The organism is Pseudoalteromonas sp. SR43-2, assembly GCF_014163885.1.
GTDB lineage: Bacteria > Pseudomonadota > Gammaproteobacteria > Enterobacterales > Alteromonadaceae > Pseudoalteromonas > Pseudoalteromonas distincta.
In genome coordinates this window covers 50244-75591 of record NZ_JACJED010000001.1, presented here as the reverse complement: position 1 = coordinate 75591, position 25348 = coordinate 50244, and the positions used below count along the sequence as shown (strand labels likewise).

At 39.3% G+C, this 25348-nt stretch carries 30 protein-coding genes; 16 read left to right on the top strand and 14 right to left on the bottom strand.

Features of this window, described 5'->3' with window-relative positions:
• Nucleotides 1-23: 23 nt before the first annotated feature.
• Nucleotides 24-1106: a trypsin-like peptidase domain-containing protein gene (locus tag H5120_RS00410; RefSeq protein ID WP_182673263.1), complete on the top strand. Its 1083-nt coding sequence runs from the start codon at nucleotides 24-26 to the stop codon at nucleotides 1104-1106.
• 86 nt (nucleotides 1107-1192) lie between these two features.
• Here H5120_RS00410 and murA read toward each other — a convergent pair whose 3' ends face one another.
• From murA to H5120_RS00375, 7 genes are read right to left on the bottom strand one after another with little or no spacing between them, the layout of a single operon-like run.
• Complete coding sequence (murA, locus tag H5120_RS00405) at nucleotides 1193-2452, bottom strand: UDP-N-acetylglucosamine 1-carboxyvinyltransferase (RefSeq protein WP_149593490.1); 1260 nt, start codon at nucleotides 2450-2452, stop codon at nucleotides 1193-1195.
• 13 nt (nucleotides 2453-2465) lie between these two features.
• Entirely contained in the window at nucleotides 2466-2723 is a 258-nt protein-coding gene (locus tag H5120_RS00400; RefSeq protein ID WP_002957953.1) for a BolA family protein, read from the bottom strand.
• Nucleotides 2724-2728: 5 nt separating this feature from the next.
• The gene (locus tag H5120_RS00395; protein ID WP_149593489.1) at nucleotides 2729-3022 is read right to left on the bottom strand and encodes a lipid asymmetry maintenance protein MlaB; all 294 of its coding nucleotides are present in this window, start codon (nucleotides 3020-3022) and stop codon (nucleotides 2729-2731) included.
• Nucleotides 3015-3695 (bottom strand): phospholipid-binding protein MlaC, encoded by a 681-nt coding sequence (locus H5120_RS00390; protein WP_002957951.1) that lies wholly within the window; start codon nucleotides 3693-3695, stop codon nucleotides 3015-3017. Before H5120_RS00390 ends, H5120_RS00395 begins: the two co-directional genes overlap by 8 nt.
• 5 nt (nucleotides 3696-3700) lie before the next feature.
• Nucleotides 3701-4249, bottom strand: coding sequence for an outer membrane lipid asymmetry maintenance protein MlaD (gene mlaD, locus H5120_RS00385; RefSeq protein ID WP_002957950.1), 549 nt, complete (start codon nucleotides 4247-4249; stop codon nucleotides 3701-3703).
• A 13-nt stretch (nucleotides 4250-4262) separates the two neighbouring features.
• Complete coding sequence (gene mlaE / locus H5120_RS00380) at nucleotides 4263-5042, bottom strand: lipid asymmetry maintenance ABC transporter permease subunit MlaE (protein ID WP_002957949.1); 780 nt, start codon at nucleotides 5040-5042, stop codon at nucleotides 4263-4265.
• Complete coding sequence (locus tag H5120_RS00375; RefSeq protein WP_080945050.1) at nucleotides 5042-5857, bottom strand: ATP-binding cassette domain-containing protein; 816 nt, start codon at nucleotides 5855-5857, stop codon at nucleotides 5042-5044. Before H5120_RS00375 ends, mlaE begins: the two co-directional genes overlap by 1 nt.
• Before the next feature lie 255 nt (nucleotides 5858-6112).
• Here H5120_RS00375 and H5120_RS00370 point away from each other — a divergent pair, with 255 nt between their 5' ends.
• The 13 genes from H5120_RS00370 to H5120_RS00310 all read left to right on the top strand — a co-directional run bounded on the left by H5120_RS00370 (nucleotide 6113) and on the right by H5120_RS00310 (nucleotide 16036).
• A complete protein-coding gene (locus H5120_RS00370) occupies nucleotides 6113-7081 on the top strand; it encodes a calcium/sodium antiporter (protein ID WP_002957947.1) in 969 nt (322 codons plus the stop codon).
• 3 nt (nucleotides 7082-7084) lie between these two features.
• Entirely contained in the window at nucleotides 7085-8056 is a 972-nt protein-coding gene (locus tag H5120_RS00365) for a KpsF/GutQ family sugar-phosphate isomerase (RefSeq protein WP_002957946.1), read from the top strand.
• Nucleotides 8057-8608, top strand: a complete 552-nt coding sequence (gene kdsC, locus H5120_RS00360) for a 3-deoxy-manno-octulosonate-8-phosphatase KdsC (RefSeq protein WP_002957945.1) — start codon at nucleotides 8057-8059, stop codon at nucleotides 8606-8608.
• Nucleotides 8605-9159: an LPS export ABC transporter periplasmic protein LptC gene (gene lptC, locus H5120_RS00355; protein ID WP_024606357.1), complete on the top strand. Its 555-nt coding sequence runs from the start codon at nucleotides 8605-8607 to the stop codon at nucleotides 9157-9159. Before kdsC ends, lptC begins: the two co-directional genes overlap by 4 nt.
• Nucleotides 9149-9694 (top strand): lipopolysaccharide transport periplasmic protein LptA, encoded by a 546-nt coding sequence (gene lptA, locus H5120_RS00350; RefSeq protein WP_002957943.1) that lies wholly within the window; start codon nucleotides 9149-9151, stop codon nucleotides 9692-9694. Before lptC ends, lptA begins: the two co-directional genes overlap by 11 nt.
• Complete coding sequence (gene lptB, locus H5120_RS00345; protein ID WP_002957942.1) at nucleotides 9691-10416, top strand: LPS export ABC transporter ATP-binding protein; 726 nt, start codon at nucleotides 9691-9693, stop codon at nucleotides 10414-10416. Before lptA ends, lptB begins: the two co-directional genes overlap by 4 nt.
• A gap of 69 nt (nucleotides 10417-10485) precedes the next feature.
• Nucleotides 10486-11985, top strand: a complete 1500-nt coding sequence (locus H5120_RS00340; protein WP_002957941.1) for an RNA polymerase factor sigma-54 — start codon at nucleotides 10486-10488, stop codon at nucleotides 11983-11985.
• Between the two features lie 26 nt (nucleotides 11986-12011).
• Entirely contained in the window at nucleotides 12012-12299 is a 288-nt protein-coding gene (gene hpf, locus H5120_RS00335; protein WP_007580301.1) for a ribosome hibernation promoting factor, read from the top strand.
• 4 nt (nucleotides 12300-12303) lie between these two features.
• Nucleotides 12304-12756, top strand: coding sequence for a PTS IIA-like nitrogen regulatory protein PtsN (gene ptsN, locus H5120_RS00330; protein ID WP_024595797.1), 453 nt, complete (start codon nucleotides 12304-12306; stop codon nucleotides 12754-12756).
• Nucleotides 12757-12774: 18 nt separating this feature from the next.
• Nucleotides 12775-13620, top strand: coding sequence for an RNase adapter RapZ (gene rapZ / locus H5120_RS00325; RefSeq protein WP_002957938.1), 846 nt, complete (start codon nucleotides 12775-12777; stop codon nucleotides 13618-13620).
• Nucleotides 13621-13662: 42 nt separating this feature from the next.
• Nucleotides 13663-13935: an HPr family phosphocarrier protein gene (locus H5120_RS00320; RefSeq protein WP_002957937.1), complete on the top strand. Its 273-nt coding sequence runs from the start codon at nucleotides 13663-13665 to the stop codon at nucleotides 13933-13935.
• A 132-nt stretch (nucleotides 13936-14067) separates the two neighbouring features.
• A complete protein-coding gene (mgtE, locus tag H5120_RS00315; RefSeq protein ID WP_182673262.1) occupies nucleotides 14068-15426 on the top strand; it encodes a magnesium transporter in 1359 nt (452 codons plus the stop codon).
• A gap of 202 nt (nucleotides 15427-15628) precedes the next feature.
• Complete coding sequence (locus tag H5120_RS00310) at nucleotides 15629-16036, top strand: protein disulfide oxidoreductase (protein WP_259397804.1); 408 nt, start codon at nucleotides 15629-15631, stop codon at nucleotides 16034-16036.
• 164 nt (nucleotides 16037-16200) lie between these two features.
• Here H5120_RS00310 and H5120_RS00305 read toward each other — a convergent pair whose 3' ends face one another.
• The gene (locus tag H5120_RS00305; RefSeq protein ID WP_002957933.1) at nucleotides 16201-18378 is read right to left on the bottom strand and encodes a YgiQ family radical SAM protein; all 2178 of its coding nucleotides are present in this window, start codon (nucleotides 18376-18378) and stop codon (nucleotides 16201-16203) included.
• Nucleotides 18379-18509: 131 nt separating this feature from the next.
• The gene (locus H5120_RS00300) at nucleotides 18510-20699 is read right to left on the bottom strand and encodes an EAL domain-containing protein (RefSeq protein WP_182673260.1); all 2190 of its coding nucleotides are present in this window, start codon (nucleotides 20697-20699) and stop codon (nucleotides 18510-18512) included.
• Nucleotides 20700-20810: 111 nt separating this feature from the next.
• Here H5120_RS00300 and H5120_RS00295 point away from each other — a divergent pair, with 111 nt between their 5' ends.
• Both H5120_RS00295 and H5120_RS00290 read left to right on the top strand, forming a co-directional pair.
• A complete protein-coding gene (locus H5120_RS00295) occupies nucleotides 20811-21392 on the top strand; it encodes an SRPBCC family protein (protein WP_182673259.1) in 582 nt (193 codons plus the stop codon).
• Nucleotides 21361-22248 carry a TIGR03899 family protein gene (locus H5120_RS00290; RefSeq protein ID WP_182670950.1) on the top strand — a complete coding sequence of 296 codons (888 nt, stop codon included), beginning with the start codon at nucleotides 21361-21363 and terminating at the stop codon, nucleotides 22246-22248. The genes H5120_RS00295 and H5120_RS00290 overlap by 32 nt, the downstream gene beginning before the upstream one ends.
• A gap of 33 nt (nucleotides 22249-22281) precedes the next feature.
• Here the strand turns inward: H5120_RS00290 and H5120_RS00285 are convergent, their stop codons facing one another.
• From H5120_RS00285 to H5120_RS00265, 5 genes are all read right to left on the bottom strand, one after another.
• A complete protein-coding gene (locus H5120_RS00285) occupies nucleotides 22282-23052 on the bottom strand; it encodes a TIGR04219 family outer membrane beta-barrel protein (protein ID WP_182673258.1) in 771 nt (256 codons plus the stop codon).
• 3 nt (nucleotides 23053-23055) lie between these two features.
• Nucleotides 23056-24042, bottom strand: a complete 987-nt coding sequence (locus tag H5120_RS00280) for a DUF2333 family protein (RefSeq protein ID WP_024603343.1) — start codon at nucleotides 24040-24042, stop codon at nucleotides 23056-23058.
• Between the two features lie 8 nt (nucleotides 24043-24050).
• Nucleotides 24051-24560 carry a copper chaperone PCu(A)C gene (locus H5120_RS00275; protein ID WP_182673378.1) on the bottom strand — a complete coding sequence of 170 codons (510 nt, stop codon included), beginning with the start codon at nucleotides 24558-24560 and terminating at the stop codon, nucleotides 24051-24053.
• Nucleotides 24561-24639: 79 nt separating this feature from the next.
• Nucleotides 24640-24966: a hypothetical protein gene (locus tag H5120_RS00270; protein ID WP_002957925.1), complete on the bottom strand. Its 327-nt coding sequence runs from the start codon at nucleotides 24964-24966 to the stop codon at nucleotides 24640-24642.
• 171 nt (nucleotides 24967-25137) lie between these two features.
• Nucleotides 25138-25344, bottom strand: coding sequence for a PspC domain-containing protein (locus tag H5120_RS00265; RefSeq protein WP_008172691.1), 207 nt, complete (start codon nucleotides 25342-25344; stop codon nucleotides 25138-25140).
• Nucleotides 25345-25348 lie beyond the last annotated feature (4 nt).

The window sequence follows — 25348 nt, the reverse complement described above, 5'->3', positions numbered from 1 at the left end:
CTCACTTACATAATAAGAAAACTGTGCTGAAATTAATAAAATTTATTCTTCCCCCTTTATTTGCAGGTCTAAGTATTGCTTTTTTAGTGGTTTTTTTCAGCCCTAATATGCGAGCCGCCTTACTTCCTAATGTTCCCCTTCCAAGCGCGATGAGTGCGAGTCACTTGAGTTTTTCTGATGCAGTTAAACGAGCAGCTCCTTCTGTAGTTACTATTTTTTCAGAAAGCATTTCCAAAGAACCTCGTTATAAAAGAAAAAACACGGTACAAGAGCTAGGCTCTGGCGTCATTATGTCGCAAGACGGTTATATTCTTACTAACTACCATGTTGTGAATAATGCAGACCAAATTATGGTTATCTTAACCGATGGCCGACGCTTTTTTGATGTGCAACTAATTGGTTTTGATACTATTACTGATTTAGCCTTACTTAAAATCAATGCAGATCACCTCCCGGTGATTCCCGTAAACGATAGCTATGTATCAAATGTAGGCGATGTTGTACTTGCTATAGGCAACCCGCTTAACTTAGGGCAAACAATCACTCAAGGCATTATTAGTGCAACCGGTAAGCAAAAAATTACAGATAGCCCTTACAATAACTTATTGCAAATGGATGCAGCTATTAACGTGGGCAACTCCGGCGGCGCATTAGTTAACTCCAATGGTGATTTAGTCGGCATTACTTCTGCACAATTTAAAACGCGTGAGAACCTGAATATTCAAGGAATATTTTTTGCGGTTCCTTACTCACTTGCTAAAAAAGTGATGGGTAAACTCATTCGTCACGGTCGCGTTGTACGCGGCTATTTAGGCTTTGAAGGTACAGCAGTAGATAGTACAGGTAAAGAAGTAAACGACAGCCTAACGCCGGTTACCGGCATGCGCATTACTAATTTAGACCCTTTGGGGCCAGCATGGCAAGCGGGTATTGAAGAGCAAGATATCGTCATTAAAATTTCAGGGCTTTCGGTAGCAAACCCGCAAAAAGTGCTTGAAAAAATAGGTAATACGGAGCCAGGTAAAGAAATAGAATTTGAGCTTTACAGAGATGGAAAAATAGAAAAAATCATGGTGGTGGTAGCTGAGCTTGAAACAAAGCTTTAATAAATAGTAATACCAATCGTCAATAAAAAGGTCGGATAGCAATTTGCGTATCCGACCTTTTTAAAATAGCTTAACTAGTTATCTACTTAGCTACTTCTACGTTTAATGTTTGCGCCTAATGCACTTAGTTTATCTTCAATGCGCTGATAACCTCTATCAACGTGATAAATACGGTCAACAACCGTTTCACCTTGTGCCACTATACCCGTTAAAATTAAACTAGCTGAAGCGCGTAAATCGGTTGCCATTACTTGCGCACCCGTTAAGCTTTCAGTCTCACCACAAATTGCGGTATGCCCTTCTAAACGAATATTAGCGCCCATACGCTGCAACTCTGGTACATGCATAAAACGGTTTTCAAAAATCGTTTCTGTGATCGTTGCACTACCATTTGCTACTACATTCAATGCTGTAAACTGAGCTTGCATATCCGTAGGAAAACCTGGGTGCGGAGCTGTTTTAATATTCACGGCTCTAAGTTCACGGCCGCGCATATCAAGATAAATACTATCGTTATGTACTTCTAGGTGCGCATTCGTAGCACGTAGCTTTTCAATCACAGGTTCAAGAGAATGAAAGTCTGTATTTTTACAAAGTACTTCACCGCCAGCCATTGCTGCTGCGACTAAAAACGTCCCCGTTTCAATTCGGTCAGGTAAAATACTGTGCTCACAGCCAGCTAAACGCTCAACGCCCTCAACTTCAATGCGGCTAGTACCTGCACCCGTAATTTTAGCGCCCATAGCAATTAGGCAGTTAGCTAAATCAATTATTTCAGGCTCGCGTGCCGCATTATCAAGTATGGTTTTACCATCAGCCAGGGCCGCTGCCATTAATAGGTTTTCGGTAGCGCCTACGCTTACCATTTCCATAAAAATTTCAGCGCCTTTTAAGCGACCATTTACCTTGGCATTAATATAACCATTTTCAACGTTTATTTGTGCGCCCATGCGCTCCAAGCCTTGAATATGAATATCAACCGGACGAGCACCAATGGCGCACCCACCAGGTAAAGACACTTGAGCCTCACCAAAACGAGCCACTAGAGGGCCTAATGCAAGCACAGAGGCGCGCATTTGCTTTACTAAGTCGTAAGGCGCTAATGTTTTATCAACCGTTGCACCGTCAATCACTAGCGTATCGCCATGCCAATTAACATCAGCACCTAAAGTTTTTAATAAGGCTTCAGTGGTCACTATGTCGCGAAGACGCGGCACATTAGTAAAGATACTTTTACCATCAGCTAATAGCGAAGCAAATAAAATAGGAAGTGCGGCATTTTTAGCGCCCGAAATAGTCACTTCACCAGCAAGTGAAGTGCCACCTTGAATTACAAATTGATCCATTAGGAGGCCCTAGTTATTGCGGTAAAATAAATTTTTGTTCACGCTTCCACTCTACAGGAGTAAATGCACGAATAGATACTGCGTGAATTGTCCCATCTGAAATTGTATTCATTAATGGACCATAAACTAGCTGCTGCTTTTTAACTCGGCTTAAACCGTCAAAGCATTCGCCTACTGCAACAACTTCATAATGACTACCATTGGCTTTTACATGTACTTCAGCTAATTGAAGTTCTTCGCGTAACAATGTTTCGACTTGGCTAGTTTCCATAACTCTCACTCAAATAGGGTTGTAACCTGACCCAATTGCATTAAATTTTGCAATTGCTCAGGTAGGTTTTGCAATTCAAGGCGAATGCCTTGCTGCTTTAATTCTGCAAAAGAGTGAATTAACCAAGCTAAGCCTGCTGTGTCAACCCTTGATACCCCACTTAGGTCGAAATAGATGGTTTTATGCTTAGTTAATAACTTATTGTTCAGAAGCTGTTCATCGCCAATTGAATTTCGAGTAAGCTCACCGCTTACTCCAAAATGTTGTCCATCAACTTGGCTTATTGCCAATTTAGTCATTCGAGTTACTGCCTCTAAACTGAACTGGTAGCTGACTCTTTTGCTCTAAAAGGTTACTTACATTATCAATACCTTGCTGGCGCAAAATACCTTGCAGCTCGCTTTGCTTTGCATCTAGTAAACTAATACCTTCGGCAATCATATCGTACGCGCGCCATTCACCGTCGCGGTCTTCGCGTACTTTAAAATCGATTCTGATATCAGGTTTACCGTCTTCAATAATTTTAGTCTTAACAACAACAACGTCTTTGCCTTTAAACGCTTGCTCTGCACCAAACTCAACTTTCTGGTTTGTGTATTGAGTAAATACACCTGCATAAGTAGCAACTAAGTACTCTCTAAATACACCAATAAAGCGTTGAATTTCTTTAATTGCTTTGGCCTTTTCAGCCTCGTCGGTAATTGCACGAACTTTAGATACTTCACTACCAAGTACACGAAGTGCTGCATATTTATAGTCGATATAAGGCATTAATTCTTCTTCGACTATTACGCGAAGGTACTCTTGATCTTTAACAATTAATGGCTGATCTTTTTTGATGCGCGCAAATGTATTGTCGGCAACTTGGCGTACCATTTTATTAGGATCGATTAATTTCACATCTGCTGCACTTACGCTTTGAGTTAGCGTCATTGTGCCTATTGCTACAATAGCTAAAAACTTTTTCAACATAATAATTACTCACTACCTTGGTTGAATAAAAACTGCCCGATTAATTCTTCAAGTACAATGGCAGACTTAGTATCAGTGATTGAATCGCCATCACCTAGTGCTTTACTTTCCACACCAAATAAATCGTCAATTGCTTCATCTTGCTTGTTTTCTGTCACTGTTTCGCCTAAACAACGTTGCTTAGCAGAATCTGGAGAAATTACAGGGTGAATACCCAAGTACTGCTCACCTAAAATACCCGACGTTAAAATAGAGATTGAGCTTGTGTCTGAAAAACGACATAAGTACTGTGCGTCAATGGTCATATTAACGACTGGTAAAAACTCTTGTGGGTGAACATAAATTGATTCAACACGACCAATTACAACACCACCTACTTTTACTGGCGCACGCGCTTTTAACGAGCCGATATTTTCAAACTTGGCATTAAGCGTATATGTTTCGCCAGAGCCACTAATACCTGAATTGGCAACTTTAAGTGCAAGCATCGCAAAAGCTAAAATGCCAAGTGCTACAAAAAAACCAACTAAAATTTCTAATTTCCGTGAATTCATTATCTATACCCTATTAGCTGGTAAACATTACCGCTGTCAAAATAAAGTCAAAACCTAAAACTGCTAATGACGAATGAACAACCGTTTCGGTGGTTGCTTTGCTGATCCCTTCAGAGGTCGGCACACAGTCATATCCTTTATAAAGCGCAATCCAGGTCACCACTATGGCAAATACAAAGCTTTTAATAATACCGTTTAGTATGTCTTGCTGAAACGACACTTGCGATTGCATGATTGACCAAAAACTACCTGTATCAACCCCCAGCCAATCTACACCCACTAAATGAGCGCCTATAATTGCTACAGCTGAAAATATCAATGCAAGCAATGGCATGCTTATAAAACCCGCCCAAAAGCGCGGTGCAATAATACGTTTTAGCGGATCGATTGCCATCATCTCAAGTGATGAAAGTTGCTCTGTTGCTTTCATTAAGCCAATTTCAGCGGTCAAAGCGCTACCTGCGCGTCCTGCAAATAGTAATGCAGTAACAACCGGGCCCAGCTCTCGCAATAAACTCAGTGCCACTAAAGGCCCTAAACTATCCTCAGCGCCATAACCAACCAATACGGTGTAACCTTGTAAAGCCAACACCATGCCGATAAACAAACCCGACACCATAATAATGAGTAACGATTGCGAACCAACCATATAAAGCTGGCGAACAAGTAACGGTGTGCCTTTTTTAAAATTAGGAACATGCGCTAATGCACTAAACAGCATATAAGCAGAACGACCAAGGGCCGCAAAACGTCCTAGCGTTTTATGCCCTAGCTTTTGAAATAAATCCAACATTATGCTTTTTCTCCAAGTAGTTCGTCTGCATAAGCCTGAGCCGGAAAATGAAATGGTACAGGACCATCCGACAAGCCTTTTAAAAACTGTTGAACTAAAGGAGATTCATGATTACGCATTTCATCTGGAGTACCAGAACCAATTACCCCTTGATCGGCGATAATTATAACGTGTTCGGCAATACTCATTACCTCTGTTACATCGTGCGTCACGATTAAAGACGATAAACCTAATACTTCGTTGAGCGACTTAATTAGCTTAACCAATACGCCCATCGAAATAGGATCTTGCCCTGCAAATGGTTCATCGTACATGATTAGCTCTGGATCAAGTGCTATAGCGCGTGCAAGTGCAGCACGCCTTGCCATACCGCCGGATAACTCAGATGGCATTAAATCTTTAGCGCCACGTAGTCCAACAGCTTGCAATTTCATTAACACAACTAATCGAATCAGGTCTTCACTTAGCTTTGTGTGCTCTCTTATAGGAAACGCGATATTGTCAAATACCGACATATCAGTAAACAACGCACCACTTTGAAAAAGCATACTCATTTTAGTACGTGCTTCGTATAACTCTTTACGAGACATTTTAGGAATGCTGCCACCTTCAAATAAAATATCACCTGAATCTGGTTTAAGCTGACCACCAATTAAACGCAACATAGTGGTTTTGCCAATTCCGCTTGGCCCCATAATCGCAGTAATTTTACCTTTAGGAACGCTAAAACTCATATTTTTATATATGGTTCTATTGCCTCTCGAAAAGCTAACATCCTTGACTTCTACTATTGATTGCGACAAGTCGCTCTCCATAAAAATGTTCACTAGTGCCCCTATTTTAAAGCTTTTTTGTCAAAGATGGAAAAAACAATTCGTAAGATTTTGTAATACACCCATGAAAAGGATTATAAGACTCGCTCAAAACAGCTTAACCCCGGCTTAAATTTTTAAATTAGCTGTTTAAAAGCAACATTGTTACCTAGTTGACCTTACTCTTTTATTTATACTTTCATCTTGGCTTTTGTTACTATTCGCGCCATCCGTATTTTGTATAACTGGCTTAACACAATGGTTACCTCGTTTGTTATTTTAATTCTTGGTTTTGCAGCTCTTGTTTGGAGTGCCGATAGGTTTGTTTATGGGGCTGCGGCTCTTGCTAAAAACTTTGGTGTACCTACACTTATTGTTGGTTTGACCGTTGTAGCCATGGGCTCTTCAGCCCCTGAAATGATGGTTTCAGCCTCTGCCGCTTTAGCTAACAAAACCGACACAGCCGTTGGCAATGCTGTTGGCTCTAATATTACAAACATTTTACTTGTGTTAGGTATCACAGCTCTATTTCGCCCTCTTTCAGTTTCATCTAGTACGTTAAAACGTGAAATGCCATTAGTGATGCTCGTATCTTTAGCTACTTGGTATGTGTTCTCAGATAACTACTTTTCATTTAGTGAAGGTGTTGCGCTTTTAGTTGGCTTTATCGTATTCATCGGTGGGTTAATTATTGTATCTATGCGTGCAAAAAACCAAGATGACCCATTTGTCTCAGAAGCCTGCGACGATGTACCAAACGATGTACCTACTAAAAAAGCGGTATTTTGGTTAATTGTCGGCATGATACTCTTGCCGGTTAGTTCTCATTTTTTAATCGGCTCAGCTGTTGATATTGCTAAATACTTCGGCTTAAGCGACTTAGTCATTGGTTTAACAATTATTGCCATTGGTACTAGCTTGCCTGAACTTGCCGCCTCGGTTGCAGGTGTACTTAAAAATGAAGATGATTTAGCACTAGGTAATATTGTTGGCTCAAACATATTTAATATTTTAGCTGTATTACCTCTAGCAGGTATTATTAATCCTTCAGCAATTGATCCATCGTTAGTAAGCCGAGATATATTAATTATGATTGGTGCAACACTTGCTCTTATTATTATGTCATTGAACTTTAGAGGCACCCAGCGTATCAATAGGGTAGAAGGCGGCTTATTGCTAATAGCGTTTTTGGGTTACCAAGGGTATATTTTTAGTCAAGTAGGGTAAATGATGGCAACGCTAAACTTTATTGAACAAGGCCTTCGCGTTTTAGATGTTGAGCGCCAAGCACTTAGTGATATTGCACAATATGTAGATGAAAATTTTCATAATGCGTGCCAATTAATGTACGACTGTGAAGGCCGTATTATTGTTATTGGCATGGGAAAATCAGGCCATATAGGCAATAAAATAGCGGCAACTCTTGCAAGCACTGGCAGCCCTGCGTTTTTTGTTCACCCTGGTGAAGCAAGTCATGGTGATTTAGGTATGATCACTAAAAATGACGTGGTTATGCTTATTTCTAATTCAGGGGAAACCAGCGAAGTTTTAAATATCATTCCGGTTTTAAAACGACTTGGTGCCAAAATGATAGCGATGACTGGCAATACGCAATCAACCATGGCAACCCTTGCTAATGTACATGTGTGCATTAAAGTAGAAAAAGAAGCTTGTTCATTGGGTCTAGCCCCTACATCAAGTACCACTGCAACGCTTGCGATGGGCGATGCCATGGCTGTTGCATTATTAGAAGCTCGCGGCTTTACAGCTGATGACTTCGCGCTATCTCACCCAGGTGGTAGTTTAGGCAAGCGCTTATTACTTACTTTAAAAGATGTTATGCACAGCGGCGCAAATACACCTATTATTGATGTTTCACAAACAGTTAAAGATGCCCTAATTGAAATGTCAGCTAAAGGGTTAGGTATGACAGCCATTGTTGATGAAAATCAGCAACTCGTAGGGTTATTTACCGATGGTGACTTACGTCGCATTTTAGAACAAAGAATTGATATTCATACAACACAAATAGATGTTGTTATGACTAAGTCATGTACTACAGCTACGCAAGATATTTTAGCCGCTGAAGCGCTCAATATTATGGAACGTAAACGTATAAATGGCCTAATCGTCGTCAATGAGAAAAACCAACCTATTGGCGCATTAAATATGCAAGACCTATTAAAAGCAGGAGTGTTATAAATGCAATTTGAAGAACTCTATCAACCGCTGAGCGATGATGCAAAAGCACGCGCTAAAAAAGTAAAACTACTTATATGCGATATTGATGGTGTATTTTCTGATGGCCGTATTTACCTTGGCAATCAAGGTGAAGAGCTAAAAGCATTTAATACAAAAGATGGTTTTGGCATTAAAGCACTTATAAACAGTGGCTTTGAAGTAGCTGTTATTACTGGTCGTCATTCACAGATAGTACAACAACGTATGAGCAGCTTAACCGTACAGCATATTTATCAAGGCCAAGAAAATAAGCTCATTGCCTATCAAGAATTAAAAGATAAACTCAACCTTAGCGATGAACAAATTGCTTATATTGGTGATGACGGTCCTGACATGCCTGTTATGGAGTTAGTAGGCTTTGCCGTTGCAGTAAATGATGCCCACCCACTTATTAAGCGTTTGTCACATTATGTAACGCAAATGCCTGGCGGTTTTGGTGCTGTGAGAGAACTCACCGATTTGCTCATGCTTGAAAATGGTAAAACATTGACTACACAAGGCACTAGTTCATGAATGCAGCGCGCATAATATTAAGCGTTTTATTCATTAGCTGTATGGTTTGGCTTTGGTACCCTTATTTTACACAAACAAATATTGTGCCTCAGGCTGAGCCAGAAGTTATTGCTAAGCCTGATTACATTGCTATTGAGCTCAAACAGACAGCCTATGATGAGCAAGGTAAAATTAGCCACAAAGTCACTGCGGCTAAAATGGAGCTATACCAGCAATTAGGTTTCACGTTTTTCGAAAAACCCATTTTTACTTTATATAACGAACAACAAACGTGGCAAATAAATGCAGACGAAGCAACATTATACGAAGATAAACAATTAATTTTAGAAGGTAATGTGGTTGCCAAAAATTTAACCGATAACGCCATGATAGACAAAATCAATGCTGATAATATTCAGGTAGATATAAAGCTATTAACAATGCGTTCGGAGCAACCCGTCATTATCACTGGACCCAATTTAAAAATCACTGGTAAAGGCCTAGAGGCCGACTTAAAAACCGAAGTGATAAAACTAATTAACCATACGCGAACCATATATTATGACCAATAAAATATTAAAATCACTTATAATTCCTACACTTATACTAGCGTTTAATAGTAGTGCTGCAGAGCAAAACACGCAACCTGCTGCCAATCAAATTTCAATAAGTGCCGACAAGCAAGAAGGTCAATTAAAAGCTAATGTCGGGATTTTTGAGAAAAACGTTGAGATAATTCACGGTAATCGCCGCATTACAGCCGATCGCCTCGAAGTACACAAACGCGATGAACTTGGTGATAATAAACAATTATTAATTGCCACAGGTAGCCCTGCGCACTTTGAAGAAAAGCAATCAGATGGCACGACTATGAGCGCCAGTGCTGACGAAGTACGTTATGATGTATCTAAGCGTTTTTTAACGCTTGTTGGTAATGCACAAGTATCGCAAGCCGGACAAAAAATAAATGCTAAAAGCATTACCTACGACATAGAGCAGCAGCTCATCAGTGCCGAAAAAGATGAAAACTCAACTGACCGCGTTCACACAATTTTAGTACCGATCGAAACTAAAAAAAGTAAAAAAGGCGATAAAGGTCAACCATGAGCACATTAAAAGCAGAACTATTGGCAAAAAGCTATAAAGGTCGTGAAGTTGTAAAAAACGTCGGCCTCGAAGTACAAGCTGGCAGTATAGTTGGCTTACTTGGCCCTAACGGTGCTGGTAAAACAACGACTTTTTATATGATCGTAGGGCTTGTTCCTAGCGACAAAGGTAAAATATCTATTGATGATAACGATATTACTCTTTTACCTATGCATAGTCGTGCTAGATTAGGCATAGGCTACTTACCGCAAGAGTCATCAATTTTTAGAAAGCTGACTGTTTATCAAAACTTAATGGCCATTTTAGAAACGCGCAAAGAACTAAATAAACAAGCCAGAGAAGATACGCTCAATAACTTATTAGATGAATTTAGCATACAACACATTCGTGATAGCCAAGGTATGGCATTATCGGGTGGAGAACGTCGTCGTGTAGAAATAGCACGAGCGCTGGCAGCAGATCCTAAATTTATATTACTGGATGAACCGTTTGCCGGTGTTGACCCTATTTCGGTATTAGATATAAAGAAAATAATAGAACATCTTAAAAATCGTGGGATTGGAGTATTAATTACCGACCATAACGTAAGAGAGACCCTTGATGTTTGCGAAAAAGCCTACATTGTTTCTCATGGGGAGCTGATTGCATCAGGTACTCCAGAACACGTATTAAATGATAAAACAGTACGCGATGTTTATTTAGGCGAGCAATTTAGGCTGTAACATTTACGCCATGTCTTTAAGCATCTGCTAGTATTAATTATAACAACATAAAAGGATTGTTAGAGATACATGAGGCAATCACTACAGCTGCGCATGGGCCAGCAACTTACAATGACTCCACAGCTGCAACAAGCTATTCGTTTGTTGCAACTCAGTACATTGGATCTCCAGCAAGAAATACAAGAAGCTCTCGACAGTAATCCACTATTAGAGGTTGAAGAGGCAGACTATTCTGAAGACGCTGCTGGTAAAAACGAGCAAAAAGCTGATACCGATGACATAACTGTTAGCGCATCTGCTGATGATGCTCCGAGCGAATATGAACAAGATACTGGTGAAGCACTTGCAAAAGACACGCTAAGTGACGACATGGCTATGGATGTTAGTTGGGATGAGTACATGAGTGCCGCTCCTGCAGCCTCATCAGGTCCAATGCCTGAAGACGAATCAATATACCAAGGCGCCTCTACTGAAACGCTCCATGAGTATTTAATGTGGCAATTACAACTAACGCCATTTAGCCCTACCGATGAAGCCATCGCTATTGCGATTGTAGAGGCCGTCGATGATTCAGGTATTTTAACATTAAGCTGCGAAGAGATTTTAGAAAGCTTTAATCAAGAAAACGAAGATGATAACGAAGTCGAACTTGATGAAATTGAAGCGGTATTAAAACGCATCCAACTGTTTGATCCTGTGGGTATTGCCGCACGTAGTTTACAAGAGTGTTTGTGTATTCAGCTTAATCAATTTGATAAAGAAACACCTTACATTAATGAAACGAAAATGATTTTAACCGAGCATATTGATCTATTAGCAGCTCGCGACTATCGTACATTAATGAAAAAAACTAAGCTTAAAGAAGAAGAGCTTAAAGAAGTGATGACACTAATACATACTCTCAACCCAAAACCTGCAGATACTATTGTAAGGGAAGAATCTGAGTATGTTATTCCTGATGTGTCAGTTAAAAAAATTAAAGGCCGCTGGGTTGTCGAATTAAACCCAGATAGCATGCCTAAAATTCGTGTTAATAGCCAATACGCGGCAATGTCTCGCACTGTAAAATCAAGTGGCGACAGCCAGTTTATCCGCTCACATTTACAAGAAGCTAAATGGTTTATTAAAAGCTTAGAAAGTAGAAACGACACGCTATTAAAAGTTACTAATTGTATTGTTAAGCAACAACAAGGCTTTTTTGAACATGGCCCTGAAGCCATGAAACCAATGGTTTTAAATGATGTCGCTGAAATGGTAGAAATGCACGAATCGACAATTTCGCGTGTGACTACTCAAAAGTACATGCATACACCCCGTGGTATATTTGAGCTTAAATATTTTTTCTCAAGCCATGTAAGTACTGAAAACGGTGGTGAATGTTCATCTACAGCAATACGTGCGCTTATCCGAAAATTAATCGCAGCAGAAAACTCAGCAAAACCATTGAGTGATAGCAAAATAGCGGATATATTGGCTGAGCAAGGAATTAAAGTAGCGAGACGTACAATCGCAAAATACCGCGAATCTCTTGCTATTCCACCGTCAAATCAGCGTAAAAGTCTGATTTAAGACGCTAAACTAAGAGGGTAATGCTTATGCAACTAAACTTAACTGGTCGTCACGTAGAATTAACCGATTCACTAAGAGACTATATTAATACTAAATTTGCGAAGCTTGAAAGACACTCTGATCATATTAATAATGTTCATGTCATTCTCGATGTAGAAAAGTTAAATCAAAAAGCAGAAGCCACAATACACGTAAGCGGTGCTGAGCTATTTGCCTCTACAGAACATCAAGATATGTATGCCGCTATTGACTCGTTGATCGACAAGCTCGATCGCCAAGTAATCAAACACAAAGAGAAGCTTGCTCGACACTAATATGATGAAATTAAGTTCACTTATATGCCAGGACTGCAGCAAAGCTGCGGTCCTTTTTAATAGCAAAAAAAGAATTTTAGAGTTCATTAGCGAACTTGCTCACGACAAACTTCCGTATTTACCGCAACAAGATATTCTTAATGCTTTAATGAGCAGAGAGAAATTAGGTAGTACAGGTATAGGGCGTGGCATTGCTATTCCTCATGGAAGAATGAGCGGTGCAGAAGAGCCTTTGGCTTTAGTGCTCGTTAGCGAAACTCCAATAAACTTTGATGCAATCGATAATCGCCCTGTTGATATTTTTGTCGCACTCATCGTACCAGATGGCGATAACCAGCAGCACTTAAAGACTCTAGCAACCATTGCTGATAAACTAAACAACAAAGATTTTTGTAAACAGTTACGCAGTGCAAAATCTGATACTGAGCTTTACCAAGTTATTGTCGATCAATCATAGTTTTATAAAGGGTGTTAAATGGAGTTAATTATCATAAGCGGCCGTTCTGGTTCTGGAAAGTCGGTTGCTTTGCGCGTTGTAGAAGATTTAGGTTATTATTGCGTTGATAATATTCCAGTAAACCTACTACCTTCATTAGTTCGCAGTGTGTCTGATAGCTACGATAAAATTGCTGTTAGCATAGATGTGCGCAACATCCCTAAAGAACAAGATGAATTTAACGATATTCTTGAATACTTACCAGGCTTTGCAAACCCTACGTTATTTTATTTAGATAGCGACGATCAGACATTGATCAAACGCTTTTCTGAAACACGCAGATTACACCCACTATCAATAGACTCGTTGCCGCTTGATTTAGCCATCAAAAAAGAAAAAGAATTACTTGATGTATTAACCACTCGCGCCGACTTTATGATAGATACGACTGATTTAAGTGTTCATCAACTCGCTGAATCTATTCGTGAAAAGATTTTAGGTAAAAAAGATAAGCAACTGATTGTCACATTTGAATCATTTGGTTTTAAACACGGTATACCAAAAGAAGCAGACTACGTATTTGATGCACGCTTTTTACCAAATCCACACTGGGAACCAGAGTTAAAGCCTTTAAATGGGTTAGATCAACCGGTTAAAGACTATTTAGCTAATCACAGCATAGTGCAAAAATTCACATGGCAAATTCAAACATTTGTACAAACGTGGTTACCGCATTTAGAACGAAATAACCGCAGTTATTTAACCATTGCTATTGGGTGTACAGGCGGGCAACATCGTTCTGTGTATTTAGCGCAAACTATCGGTGAAAGTTTTGCAATGACACATCCCAATGTAAAAATTCGCCATCGCGAACAAGAAAAATAATATAGCTGAATAATCACCTGTTCAGCTTAGGTAGAGTAAGTTATGCATTGTGAAGATACCTTTTTAATAAAAAACAAATTAGGCTTGCACGCCAGAGCAGCTACTGTGCTTGCGCAATTAGCAGTACAATTTGATGCGACAATCACATTATTCCAAGATGACAAAGAAGCAGCAGGCGATAGCGTACTTGCACTAATGTTACTTGAAAGTAGCCAAGGAAAAGAAGTTAAAGTTGTTTGTAAAGGCCCTGATTCTGAGCAAGCTTTACACGCTGTTGGAGAATTAATAGCACAACGCTTTAATGAACAAGAATAACCTGTTTTATAAAAACAATATTCGCATTACTAATGCTTCAATTAAAACAGATATATAAAATAGATAGGTTAGTAACGCCAGTTAACTCACCTCCCCCCCATAAAGTAATATAACAATTTATAAAGGACGCCAATGCCTGAAGCTTTTGAACAAGATTACCCACTACAGCAACTAAAACAGGTGACGAAGTCACTCAATAGTGGTCAATTTGTTCAAGTTAGGCGCATGCTCGCAAAAACGGCTCCTTGTGATACCGCATTATTATTAGAATCATCACCGCATAAAATTCGCCGACTGCTTTGGCAATTGGTCGATCCTGATGTGCAGGGTGATGTTCTTGAAGAATTATCTGAAGATGTTCGTTTAGGCATTATTGCCCAAATGGAACCTAAGCACATTGCCGCCGCAACTGAAGACATGGGCCACGATGACTTAGGTGAAGTATTACGTAGCCTGCCAGATACCGTCTATAAAGACGTTGTTAGCGCGATGGACATTCAAGACCGTGAACGTGCCACGCAAGCACTGTCATATCAAGAGCGTTCAGCAGGTGCGCTAATGAACACCGATACGGTGACCATTCGCCCTGATGTAACACTCGATGTTGTACTTCGTTATATTAGACTGCGTGGTGAGTTACCAGAGGGTACAGATGATTTATATGTTGTTGATAAACATAACTGCTTTATAGGCGCTTTATCGCTGAGTACATTATTAACTAATCCGCCAGAAAAAATTGTGCGCGATTTAATGGATGAAGATTGTGAGTCTATCCCAATCTCAATGGATGAAAGTGAAGTAGCGCAATTATTTGAGCGCCATAATTGGATATCGGCCCCTGTGGTGGACGATAACGACCAACTCCTCGGTCGTGTTACTATCGATGACATCGTTGATGTAATCCGAGAAGATGCCGAGCATAGCTTATTAAGCCTAGCCGGTCTTGATGATGAAGAGGATACATTCGCGCCTGTACTAAAAAGCTCTAAAAAACGCTCAGTTTGGCTAGGAGTTAATTTACTAACCGCACTTGCAGCTGCTTTTGTAGCTAGCTTTTTTGAAGGCACTTTAGATGTGCTCCCTATTTTGGCTGTGCTTAACGGTATTGTCCCTTCTATGGGTGGTGTTGCTGGTAGCCAATCATTAACGCTTGTTATCCGTGGTATTGCAGTAGGTCATATAAACCAAACAAACCAACGTTTCTTGATGATGAAAGAACTGGCCATTGGCGCGCTAAACGGTATTTTGTGGTCACTATTAATTGCGGGTGTTATTGCGCTATGGCAGTGGGACTTTATGCTTGGTGGCGTACTCGCCTTCGCTATGTTTATGAACTTAGTGGTGGCAGGTGTTGCTGGTGCAAGTATTCCAATAATTCTTAAAAGAATGAATATAGACCCTGCTCTTGCAGGGAGTGTGGTGCTAACCACAGTGACTGATATTGTTGGTATATTCACCTTTTTAGGTACTGCCACATGGTTGCTGATATAAATTAAACGCTTTAAATGTAAAAAACTACAGCAAAAATACTTAGGGTAAATCAGTAGCTATGGCAACGGATACCAAACATAAAAATGACATACCTAAAAAAACGCTAAAACAAAAAAGCGTATCCATATTAAAAAGTGTACTGGTATATGGCTCTATATTTTTCGTCCTTTATACCGCCGTCAATTGGTGGCGGCAACCTGTCATGCCAGCAAATCCTCTATTACAATTAATCGATTATAAAGGGCAAAACATTGATTTAGCAGCAATGAGCCAAGATAAACCCACGCTTGTGTATTTTTGGGGAACTTGGTGTCCTATTTGTAGTATTACCTCCCCTGCCATAAACGAACTCGCAAACGAGAATAAATACCCCGTTGTGAGCATCGCGATAAAATCAGGCTCTGATCAAGAGCTGCATGATTATTTAAATGAGCAAGGCTACAGCTTCAGTACTGTTAACGATCAACACGGGGAGATATTTTCCGATTGGCAGGGACAAGTCACGCCATCTTATATAATCTTAAAAGATAATAAAATGACGCAAGGACTCACCGGCATTCAGCCGTTATGGTCACTTAAATTGCGTTTGTGGTTATCATCAATGCTTTAAAAAGCTAAACTTAGCACAGGATATCTAAAGAGAGGGGCTCTAAAACCTCACCCTATATCACCTACAATAATATAGGTAATAAAGAGCAAGGCTTACTTAATTTACGTATAAAAAGCTAAAAAACGCGTACCGCAATTAGCCTTATCTATTAGCAAATAAAATTACTAACGTGTGCTTTGACGATTACCGCCTACTTTTGGCTTAGTGTTTGCCTTTTTAAATTGGCTAAAACCGGTATGTCGCGTTAGTGCCGGACGCCCACCTTTTTTACCACCTTTACCTGCTTTTTCATCCCGACCTTCTTCTGGCACTAAACAGTTAGGCCCTTTACCAATTAAATTAGCTTTACCCATTTTACGTAGAGCTTCACGTATCATTGGCCAACCAGCTGCATCGTGGTAGCGTAAAATAGCTTTATGTAATCTACGTTGGCGTGCACCTTTAGGTACAGGAACAACTTCTGAGTTGTTTTTTATATTACGCAAAGAGTTCATCTCTGTATGGTAAATAGTCGTCGCATTAGCCATAGGTGATGGGTAAAAATTTTGTACCTGATCAAGCTTAAAGTCGTTTGATTTAAGCCATAAAGCCATGTTTACCATGTCTTCATCTTTTGTACCTGGGTGAGCAGATATAAAGTAAGGAATTAAATACTGCTTTTTACCAGCTTCTTTAGAGTACTTATCAAATAGTTCTTTAAATTGATCGTACGCTCCCATACCTGGTTTCATCATTTTTGATAATGGACCATCCTCTGTATGCTCTGGCGCTATTTTTAAGTAACCGCCTACATGGTGCGTTACTAATTCTTTAACGTAACGCGGGTCGCGTACAGCTAAATCGTAACGTACACCTGAAGCAATCAATACCTTTTTAATACCCTTAACTTCACGTGCTTTTTTATACAAATCTATTGTTGGCGTATGATCTGTATCCATGTGTTTACAAATATCTGGATACACACATGATAAGCGTCTACAGGTACTCTCGGCCTTTTTACTAGTACAGCGCAGCTTATACATATTCGCCGTTGGGCCACCTAAATCAGAAATAACACCAGTAAAGCCGGGAACTTTATCTCTAATTTGTTCAATTTCTTCAATAATAGATTCTTGCGAACGACTTTGAATAATGCGCCCCTCATGCTCTGTAATTGAGCAAAACGAACAGCCACCAAAACAGCCACGCATAATATTAACTGACGTTTTAATCATATCGTAAGCAGGTATTTTAGCATCACCATAACTTGGGTGAGGAATACGCTGATACGGCAAACCAAATACAGCATCCATTTCATGTGTTTCTAATGGATATGCTGGCGGGTTTACCCAAATAGAGCGATCGCCATGTCGTTGGTAAAGCGCTCTTGCACAACCAGGGTTTGTTTCTTGATGTAAAATTCGCGAGGCATGGGCGTATAAAGGTTTGTTAACACTTACTTGCTCATAAGCAGGTAACTTAACATAGGTTTTTTCCCACGGCTTAGGACGTGCAGGCTGAACCATGATTGGTTTTGCCGCTTCTGCTTTTAAATCAATACCCGCTTGTTTAAATTCAGATTTACTACAGCCAACATCATCCGCGCCATATGGGTTTGGAATAGGGTCTATTTTACCAATTTTATCAATAGCGGTAGAATCACTGCCACGCCAACCAGGTAGAGGCTCTTTTCGAATAACAGCCGTGCCGCGAATATCCTGAATCGTATCCATCGTTTCACCCGCCGCAATACGGTGTGCAACTTCAACTAGCGGGCGCTCTGCGTTACCGTAAATTAAAATATCGGCTTTTGCATCAAACAAAATACTACGACGTACTTTTTCCTGCCAATAGTCGTAATGAGCAATACGGCGAAGGCTGGCTTCAATACCGCCAATAACAATTGGGATACCTTTGTATGCTTCACGGCATTTTTGCGAGTAAATCATCACGGCGCGATCTGGGCGCTTACCGCCAACGTTATTAGGCGTGTAAGCATCATCGTGGCGCATGCGTTTTTCCGCTGTATAGCGGTTGATCATCGAATCCATGTTGCCGGCTGTTACACCAAAAAATAAATTCGGTCTGCCGAGCTCCATAAATGCATCTTTAGAGTCCCATGCAGGTTGGGCAATAATCCCCACTCTAAAGCCTTGCGCTTCAAGTACACGGCCAATTACAGCCATACCAAAACTAGGATGGTCAACATACGCATCGCCACTAATTATTATTATGTCGCAGCTATCCCAGCCAAGTGCATCCATTTCTTCACGTGTAGTTGGTAAAAATGGCGCGGTGCCATAACATTCAGCCCAGTATTTCGGGTATGAAAATAAGGCGCGCTTAGCTTTGAGTGTGCTCATAATTGTGGCCGTAGAATAACAAAAGGCGCGAATTATACCCTACTAAATTCTTTATATATACAAAGTAGTCAAAGCATATCGCGCTTTAAATTCTAAATCGTTCATTAGCTTAAATAATAAGTTAATCTTTTTTAGCGTTTATTTATAAATTCTATCAATTCATGCTCAGGCATTGGTTTAGCATACATAAAACCTTGTACCTCATCACAGCCTAAGTTTTTTAAGAACTGAGCTTGTTCTTGTGTTTCAACGCCTTCAGCAATCGTTTTTAAACCCAACTTAGCACCAAGAGAAATAACTAAGGCAGCAATAGCGCCAGTGTCATCATTTGGCAGATCCTTAATAAATGCACGATCTATTTTCAACCTATCCAAGGGTAAACTTTGTATATAACTAAGCGATGAAAAGCCAGTCCCAAAGTCATCAATAGCAACCTCAATCCCTAACTCTTGAAGCTCTCTAAGTGTATTAATAACAGTTTCGAGTTCATCCATTACTACGCTTTCTGTGACTTCTAACTCTATGTTTTTTGGCTTAACACCATATTTTAATAATGTATTTTTAACGTTTTGAGCATAACCTTTTACTTTAAACTGCGGAACAGACACATTAACCGCAATACAAATTTCGGTGCCCATATTTTCTAGGCGCTTTTGTTGTTGGCAAGCTTGCTCTAAAACCCACTGCCCTATATCAACAATCAAGCCCGCATCTTCTGCAAGTGGAACAAATACCGCTGGCGATATATATGATCCATTACCGGTAGGCCACCTAAGTAATGCCTCACACCCAATTAAAGACAAGTCATCTAATGAAAGTTGAGGTTGATACCATACCTCTAACTTATTTCGAGCAAAATCATGACGTAATTGTCTAATAATTCCTATGCGCCAAGCCATTTTATCTTGCATGTCTACACTGTAATAAATTCCCTCTTTGTGTTTTGTTTTTTTAGCTTGATTAAGTGCAATATAAGCAACTTTAAGTGTATCAATCCCGCTACTTTGAAAGTCTTGCTGTTGGCATAAACCCAATCTAAAATCGATAGGCAATGTATGCTCTTCTGCGCAAAATGGAACACCTAACTGCTCATTCAATTTTTTTAAGTCGAGTTCATCACGGCGAATAATAAAACCAAAAACATCAGCACCAATACGAGATAGTAACTTAGCTGTTGGGTAGTTTTCTTTTAACCTTTGCACAATGCCAATTAATACTTTATTGCCGACCTCTTGCCCTAAGCCATTATTAATATCTGCAAAATTAACTATATCAAGTAGTACAAATACATAATCATTCACGTGCGGCTTTTGATAACGCTCTACCCGTTCAATAAAATTGGTACGATTTGAAATACCTGTAAGCACATCTTTATAAGCTGCATCTCTTAACTTTACAAACAGCCTTATATTATCCAGGGCAACACTCACATTTGTTAAGAAGATTTCAGCGAACTGCAATTGTGCCTGCAAAGGAACATGGTCACATTCTATATATAAAGCCGCTTTTCTATGCTTACTTTTTAATACAAATGTTGCACTTGAGTCTGTATGTTGATGCTTTGATAAATCAAAACACGACTCAACTTGTTTAAATACTTTGCTATCAACATTAATTAATTTTTCACCAAAGTAGTTTTCGTAATGCCCACAACCACCTAATACTTGAATAAAGTCATCGCCGTCTAATTTGCTGCACACAAGCCCTCGAGGTGAACACTTTAAAATAATACTCATGTGCTTGATGATTTCTTTGCATAGTTGCTTAATATCAGTAAGCCCTAAAATAGACTTTGATGCAGAAACAATCGTGTTCATTGCATCACTTTGATATTCAAGCTGGCATACCTGCTCGTAAGAGCGAATAGCGGTTATGAGCGATGTTACTAATTTAGAGCGAGTGAGTTCTGTTTTAGTTTTATAATCATTTATATCGTATTCACGTATTACTTTTTCTTCTGGTATATTACCAGCTTGCCCTGTTCTTAAAATAATTCTTACATGTTGATTATTTAATTCGTCACGCACCCTTTTTACAACCTGCAAGCCAGCATCGTCAGTTTCCATAATAACGTCTAAAAAAATAACTGAAATATCGTTATTTTCAGCTAAAATCTCTATTGCTTCAGCTCCCGAATAGGCATCATGAAATCGCAAGCCTGCCCCCAAAAACTCAACCCCAGACAAAGCTAACTTTGTTACAGAATGGATCTCAGGTTCGTCATCAACAATTAAAATATCCCAAAACTTAGTCGGCTCAATTACTGCATCATCTTCATAGTCTTGTTCAAAAAATAAAAAATCGTTTTGATCTGACGACATTCGCTCTCCTAGGTAGCAATTTATAAATTATTTTTGGTTTATAATCTAATTCATACTATAGTCGATTAATAAAAAGTTGTTGTATTTCAACTCAAAAAACTAATAAAAGGTGTGCTTATTAAACCATTAAAAATATTGATCAAAGGCGTACTGTTATTGCTATTGGTATTAGTACTGGTAGGGCTGATACTTCCTCAAAGTTATAGTGTAAATAAAACAATAGAAATTAATGCAAACATTGACGCAGTAAAACCGCTTATTACTGACTTTAATCAATGGCAAAAATGGTCTCCTTGGGAAAAAGTAGACCCCAGTATACGTTTTACCTTGGGCGAACCTAGCTCTGGCCTAGGTGCTCATCAGTCTTGGAAGGGAAAATGGGGGTATGGTGAAATGATCATAACTTCGGTGAGTCAAAATAAGGTCAGCTTTAATATACTTTTAAATGCTGAGCATATTATTAGAGGGACTTTTAATTTTAGTGAGCAAAACGGTATCGTCACTTTAATATTTAAGATTAACGGACAAACAACCGCTCCTTTAATATCTGGTTACACTGCAATTTTGAGCGAATATGTGCTCCGTAATACAGTTTCATTGGGGTTAAATAACCTTAAAACTGTTGCTCAGCTTAGCCATTCACAAAGGACAATGCACAGCCATGACAGTCAAGACAGCACAAGCGAGAATTAACCTTGCTAACATTATCGAATCCTTACTTGGTTACCCTATAACAAAAGTTGGCAGTAACGGAATATTGCCTACCTCTGAACAAAGTTACGATATTAAAGGCCAAGTTAAGCCGCTTTATCATATTAACAGTGAAAACTCTGTTTTAGCTCGTGCCCAAAAGCGCCAAGATTTACTTCTAATAAAACAACAACAAAATATAGAGTCAATTTTGGCAATGGCTATGGGGTTTTGCCCCGATGTAGCAAGTAGTAAACAACCTGATGTTGATTGGGTAGAGCATTTTATCGCACTGTGCGAAGATACTTCAAATGCGTCAATGCAAACTTTATGGGCGAAAATTTTAACGGGAGAAACACTCAACCCTGGTACGTTTTCAATTAAAAGCTTGCAAACGTTAAAGCATATGACACAGCGAGAAGCTGACTCTTTGCAAAAATGTGTGTCGCTCTCAGGCTATAACGAAAAAGACGACAGCCACTTTATTCTACTAGGCTTTTACAAAAAACCGTCATTGTTTGATTTGCTACGAAAAGGCAATAAAGTGTCTCTAAATCTAGGAAAAACAGGTATTAGTTTTCCTGACATTTTAACACTTATGGATCTTAATTTACTGTATAGAAAAGAAATTGAATCTGCAGTGCTTAAAGCGGGACAAGAACTTACCCTTTCATTTTTATCGCAAAAAGTAACGTTAAAAGCAAAAAGTAGTGATTTGGTATTGAGCTATTATAAATTCACGCAAACAGGTGATGAGTTATCTAAACTCATTAATTTTCCTGTAAATAAAATTTATAAGCAGTTAATTAATAATGCGCTGGAGGGAGAGTTTGATTTAGCGTGGCACGCAATAAAATAATATGCCACGCTATGTTTAATTAGAAAATACTAATTAAAAGTGAACCTGAATACCCGCAAATGGGCCAGATGCATCAATATCAGTAGTAATATCATCTACATCATCAAGTTCTAATACCATAGAGCGGTAACCTGCTTTAACAGCAACATCTACTGCTAGGTTATCAATAAGTTCCCACGCTACGCCTACTTGGTAATCTTGTACTTTGCTATCGTCAATAGCCAAAAAGCTACCTTCAAAAAATACACTTAAGCCAGTAAATGGTAAGCCAGCTTCGGCACGGCCATATGCAAGAGGAACAAAACCTGAGAAATCAACGGTTTCAGTAAAGTTAGTGTTGCCACTTTGAGTAGTACCTGTTACAGCAATCTCACCATCAAACTGTTTCGCATTCAAACCTAAATCAATAGAGATTAAGTCGTTATCAAAAATTTCGTAATACAGAATATAATCAATGTGTGTTAGATCGCTAATTGAATTAACTGTCGTACCAACCACATAGTCTGAACCATTAAAGCTAAATGTATCAGTTAAAACTGCAGAACCGTTTAGTTCAAGTTCGGTATACTTTAATTTAATATTTGGAACTAATGGTACAGGGTGCTCAAGTGCCGCGTAGTAACTTACAAACGTCTCATCTTCAAAATTAAAATCTTGAGATGCATTATTTTTATAAGAAAATTGACCATCGTTATCTGACTTCCACCCATCAACACCTACATATAAACCTAGTAGAGTGTCAGCTTGCGCTGCTGGTGCTAAACATGCCATTGAAAGGGCTGCTGCTAAACAATACTTTTTCATTTTTTATCCTTGAGCTAGTAGTTCGCTGAGTTCGATTAAAGCCGCATTGGCTCTAGAAATATAATTTGCCATAACTAAAGAATGGTTTGCCACATAGCCAAAACCATTTCCGTTTAAAATAAGTGGGCTCCATACTGTTTCTTGAGTTGCCTCAAGTTCACGTATGATTTGTTGTAAGCTTACACGTGCATTTTTCTTTTCAAGCACGTCATTAAAGTCATACTCTATCGCTTGTAAAAAATGCAGTAATGCCCAAGTTGCACCGCGCGACTCGTAAAACACATCGTCAATTTCTAACCACGGGGTTCTTACTTGCTGCTGCAGTGGCGCAAGCGTTGCTTGTTTATTAGATGAATTACCCGCTAAATCGGTGTTCACTTTTTCCTGACCTACGCTGGCACTTAAGCGCTGGCTTAGGCTACCTAAACGTTTTTCAGCTTCTTTAAGCCAACTACGTAAGTTATCTGCTCGTGCGTAAAATTGGCTATCGCGCTCATGCTCATTAGCAATTTGTCCACGATATACCATTAAGTAGTCAATACCTTTTTGGTACTCACCTTCAGCACTTGGCCACGCCCATGCCTCAGAGCTTATATTAAACTGCGGCTGCGCCTTTTTAAGAGCTTCATGTTCCGTTGATTGTGATTGAGAACGGCTAAAATCTTTTCGCATAGAAAGCGATAAATCACGTACCATTTCTAGTGCGCCATATTCCCACGCTGGCATATCATCCATAATAATACTTGGTGGTATTACATCATTTGATAAGTAGCCACCCGGTTTATCTAGTAAGGTATTGGCTACCGTAATTAATGTAGAAGTAGTTACATAACCCGTTACTATTTTTTCATTACGAAGCTGCGCTTGCTCTTTCGCGTTTGCAACAACGTCAAAACGTGAAGGTTCTGTGCTCCAATAAACAGCAATTGCGTAAAAAATGATAAGCAGTAAAACAATTATTCCTGCTATTTTTCCTTTATGTTGCGACATGTGTACTCCTAATGATGAGCGTGTTGAGTAGATGGTTTTGACTGCTTAGCTTGCGCTTCAAGCGACACGACTTGAGCATTAGTAAATAAGCGATTACCGTCACTAAAATATAGTGTGAGTTTACGATCTTGTCCTACTTTTAATGGCTCTTGTGGTTCAAATGCCATTAAATGATAACCGCCAGGCTGAAAGCTGACACTTTCGTGCGCCTTAATTTCAACCGATTCAACTTGTTGCATTTTCATCATGCCGTCTACATGTGAATGCTCGTGTATTTCAACACGCCCTAAGCCATCAATAGTTGCCTTAGTTAAAGTTGCTGCGGCTCCACTGTGATTAATAAGGGTTAAATAACCTACAGTTGAAGTACTGCCAGGTAAAAACTCTCTAACTTGCGCGTTAGTTACTTCGAGCACAGCCACATCAGAACCATGATCGTGCCCTGAGTGCGCCGCCAACGATGACGAAAAAAAACTAAATATTAATGCAGAAGCCATCGAAAGACATAGTTTCGTCATCATTCTTATCCTTATGAAAACTTTAAATTACAGGCTAAATTTAACATAGTTAACCTATAATAGTCAGTCAAATTAAGGATTAAGAGGCTACTTTTTTGTTATCGGCAACAAGCCAACACAACACTGCAACAAATAGTAACGGCCATGCAATCATTATAGATCCGAATAAAAGCGCTAAAACAGTCCCTGCTAATGCCACTACACCCGCACCAACTAATCCCATAGTAATTAAAGCCACTACCGCAACTACAGCAATAATTGCGGCCAAAGCACCTACAAGCTCGAGCCCAGCCCAACTAATATCAGCAATCCATAACGGCAACTGCCAAGAATCAATCTGCACAAACGTTATTAAATCAGTAAACAGTAATAAATAGATAATTACACATACTGCCAAAGCTTTCATAGTAATTCTCCTTATACCAACCGGCTTATATATGAGGTCTATTTAACGATAAGAAAATTGCGCTATAACTAGGCAAAATTTTTATACCTAGTTGTTCTAAATGAAAATTTATAACAACGTTATAGGGTGATTTAATTCGTTAAATTGTTCAAATATTTATTCCTGTTGGTATTAATACTCTTTATTTTCAAGGCAGCAATGCGCTATAAAATAACCAAGTGCAATTGCAAACGGAAAACTCAAAAACAACAAAATAGTAACTACGCGTGTTGCCCATACCGGAAAGTCCAATCTATGGGCTAAACCACTACAAACACCCGATATTTTTTTATTCAGAGTATCTTTATACCAACCTCGTTGACGATTAAAGCTGTTCATAGCA

Coding starts and splice junctions, on each gene's coding strand:
- H5120_RS00400 (WP_002957953.1), bottom strand. CDS start 2,723: ATGGAAACTAGCCAAGTCGAAACATTGTTACGCGAAGAACTTCAATTA.
- rapZ (WP_002957938.1), top strand. CDS start 12,775: ATGGAGTTAATTATCATAAGCGGCCGTTCTGGTTCTGGAAAGTCGGTT.
- H5120_RS00265 (WP_008172691.1), bottom strand. CDS start 25,344: ATGAACAGCTTTAATCGTCAACGAGGTTGGTATAAAGATACTCTGAAT.
- H5120_RS00285 (WP_182673258.1), bottom strand. CDS start 23,052: ATGAAAAAGTATTGTTTAGCAGCAGCCCTTTCAATGGCATGTTTAGCA.
- H5120_RS00305 (WP_002957933.1), bottom strand. CDS start 18,378: ATGAGCACACTCAAAGCTAAGCGCGCCTTATTTTCATACCCGAAATAC.
- lptB (WP_002957942.1), top strand. CDS start 9,691: ATGAGCACATTAAAAGCAGAACTATTGGCAAAAAGCTATAAAGGTCGT.
- H5120_RS00390 (WP_002957951.1), bottom strand. CDS start 3,695: ATGTTGAAAAAGTTTTTAGCTATTGTAGCAATAGGCACAATGACGCTA.
- lptA (WP_002957943.1), top strand. CDS start 9,149: ATGACCAATAAAATATTAAAATCACTTATAATTCCTACACTTATACTA.
- H5120_RS00310 (WP_259397804.1), top strand. CDS start 15,629: ATGCCAGCAAATCCTCTATTACAATTAATCGATTATAAAGGGCAAAAC.
- H5120_RS00290 (WP_182670950.1), top strand. CDS start 21,361: ATGACAGTCAAGACAGCACAAGCGAGAATTAACCTTGCTAACATTATC.
- lptC (WP_024606357.1), top strand. CDS start 8,605: ATGAATGCAGCGCGCATAATATTAAGCGTTTTATTCATTAGCTGTATG.
- H5120_RS00395 (WP_149593489.1), bottom strand. CDS start 3,022: ATGACTAAATTGGCAATAAGCCAAGTTGATGGACAACATTTTGGAGTA.
- kdsC (WP_002957945.1), top strand. CDS start 8,057: ATGCAATTTGAAGAACTCTATCAACCGCTGAGCGATGATGCAAAAGCA.
- H5120_RS00300 (WP_182673260.1), bottom strand. CDS start 20,699: ATGTCGTCAGATCAAAACGATTTTTTATTTTTTGAACAAGACTATGAA.
- H5120_RS00320 (WP_002957937.1), top strand. CDS start 13,663: ATGCATTGTGAAGATACCTTTTTAATAAAAAACAAATTAGGCTTGCAC.
- mlaE (WP_002957949.1), bottom strand. CDS start 5,042: ATGTTGGATTTATTTCAAAAGCTAGGGCATAAAACGCTAGGACGTTTT.
- hpf (WP_007580301.1), top strand. CDS start 12,012: ATGCAACTAAACTTAACTGGTCGTCACGTAGAATTAACCGATTCACTA.
- H5120_RS00270 (WP_002957925.1), bottom strand. CDS start 24,966: ATGAAAGCTTTGGCAGTATGTGTAATTATCTATTTATTACTGTTTACT.
- H5120_RS00340 (WP_002957941.1), top strand. CDS start 10,486: ATGAGGCAATCACTACAGCTGCGCATGGGCCAGCAACTTACAATGACT.
- H5120_RS00280 (WP_024603343.1), bottom strand. CDS start 24,042: ATGTCGCAACATAAAGGAAAAATAGCAGGAATAATTGTTTTACTGCTT.
- mlaD (WP_002957950.1), bottom strand. CDS start 4,249: ATGAATTCACGGAAATTAGAAATTTTAGTTGGTTTTTTTGTAGCACTT.
- H5120_RS00370 (WP_002957947.1), top strand. CDS start 6,113: ATGGTTACCTCGTTTGTTATTTTAATTCTTGGTTTTGCAGCTCTTGTT.
- ptsN (WP_024595797.1), top strand. CDS start 12,304: ATGAAATTAAGTTCACTTATATGCCAGGACTGCAGCAAAGCTGCGGTC.
- H5120_RS00365 (WP_002957946.1), top strand. CDS start 7,085: ATGGCAACGCTAAACTTTATTGAACAAGGCCTTCGCGTTTTAGATGTT.
- H5120_RS00375 (WP_080945050.1), bottom strand. CDS start 5,857: ATGGAGAGCGACTTGTCGCAATCAATAGTAGAAGTCAAGGATGTTAGC.
- murA (WP_149593490.1), bottom strand. CDS start 2,452: ATGGATCAATTTGTAATTCAAGGTGGCACTTCACTTGCTGGTGAAGTG.
- H5120_RS00275 (WP_182673378.1), bottom strand. CDS start 24,560: ATGACGAAACTATGTCTTTCGATGGCTTCTGCATTAATATTTAGTTTT.
- mgtE (WP_182673262.1), top strand. CDS start 14,068: ATGCCTGAAGCTTTTGAACAAGATTACCCACTACAGCAACTAAAACAG.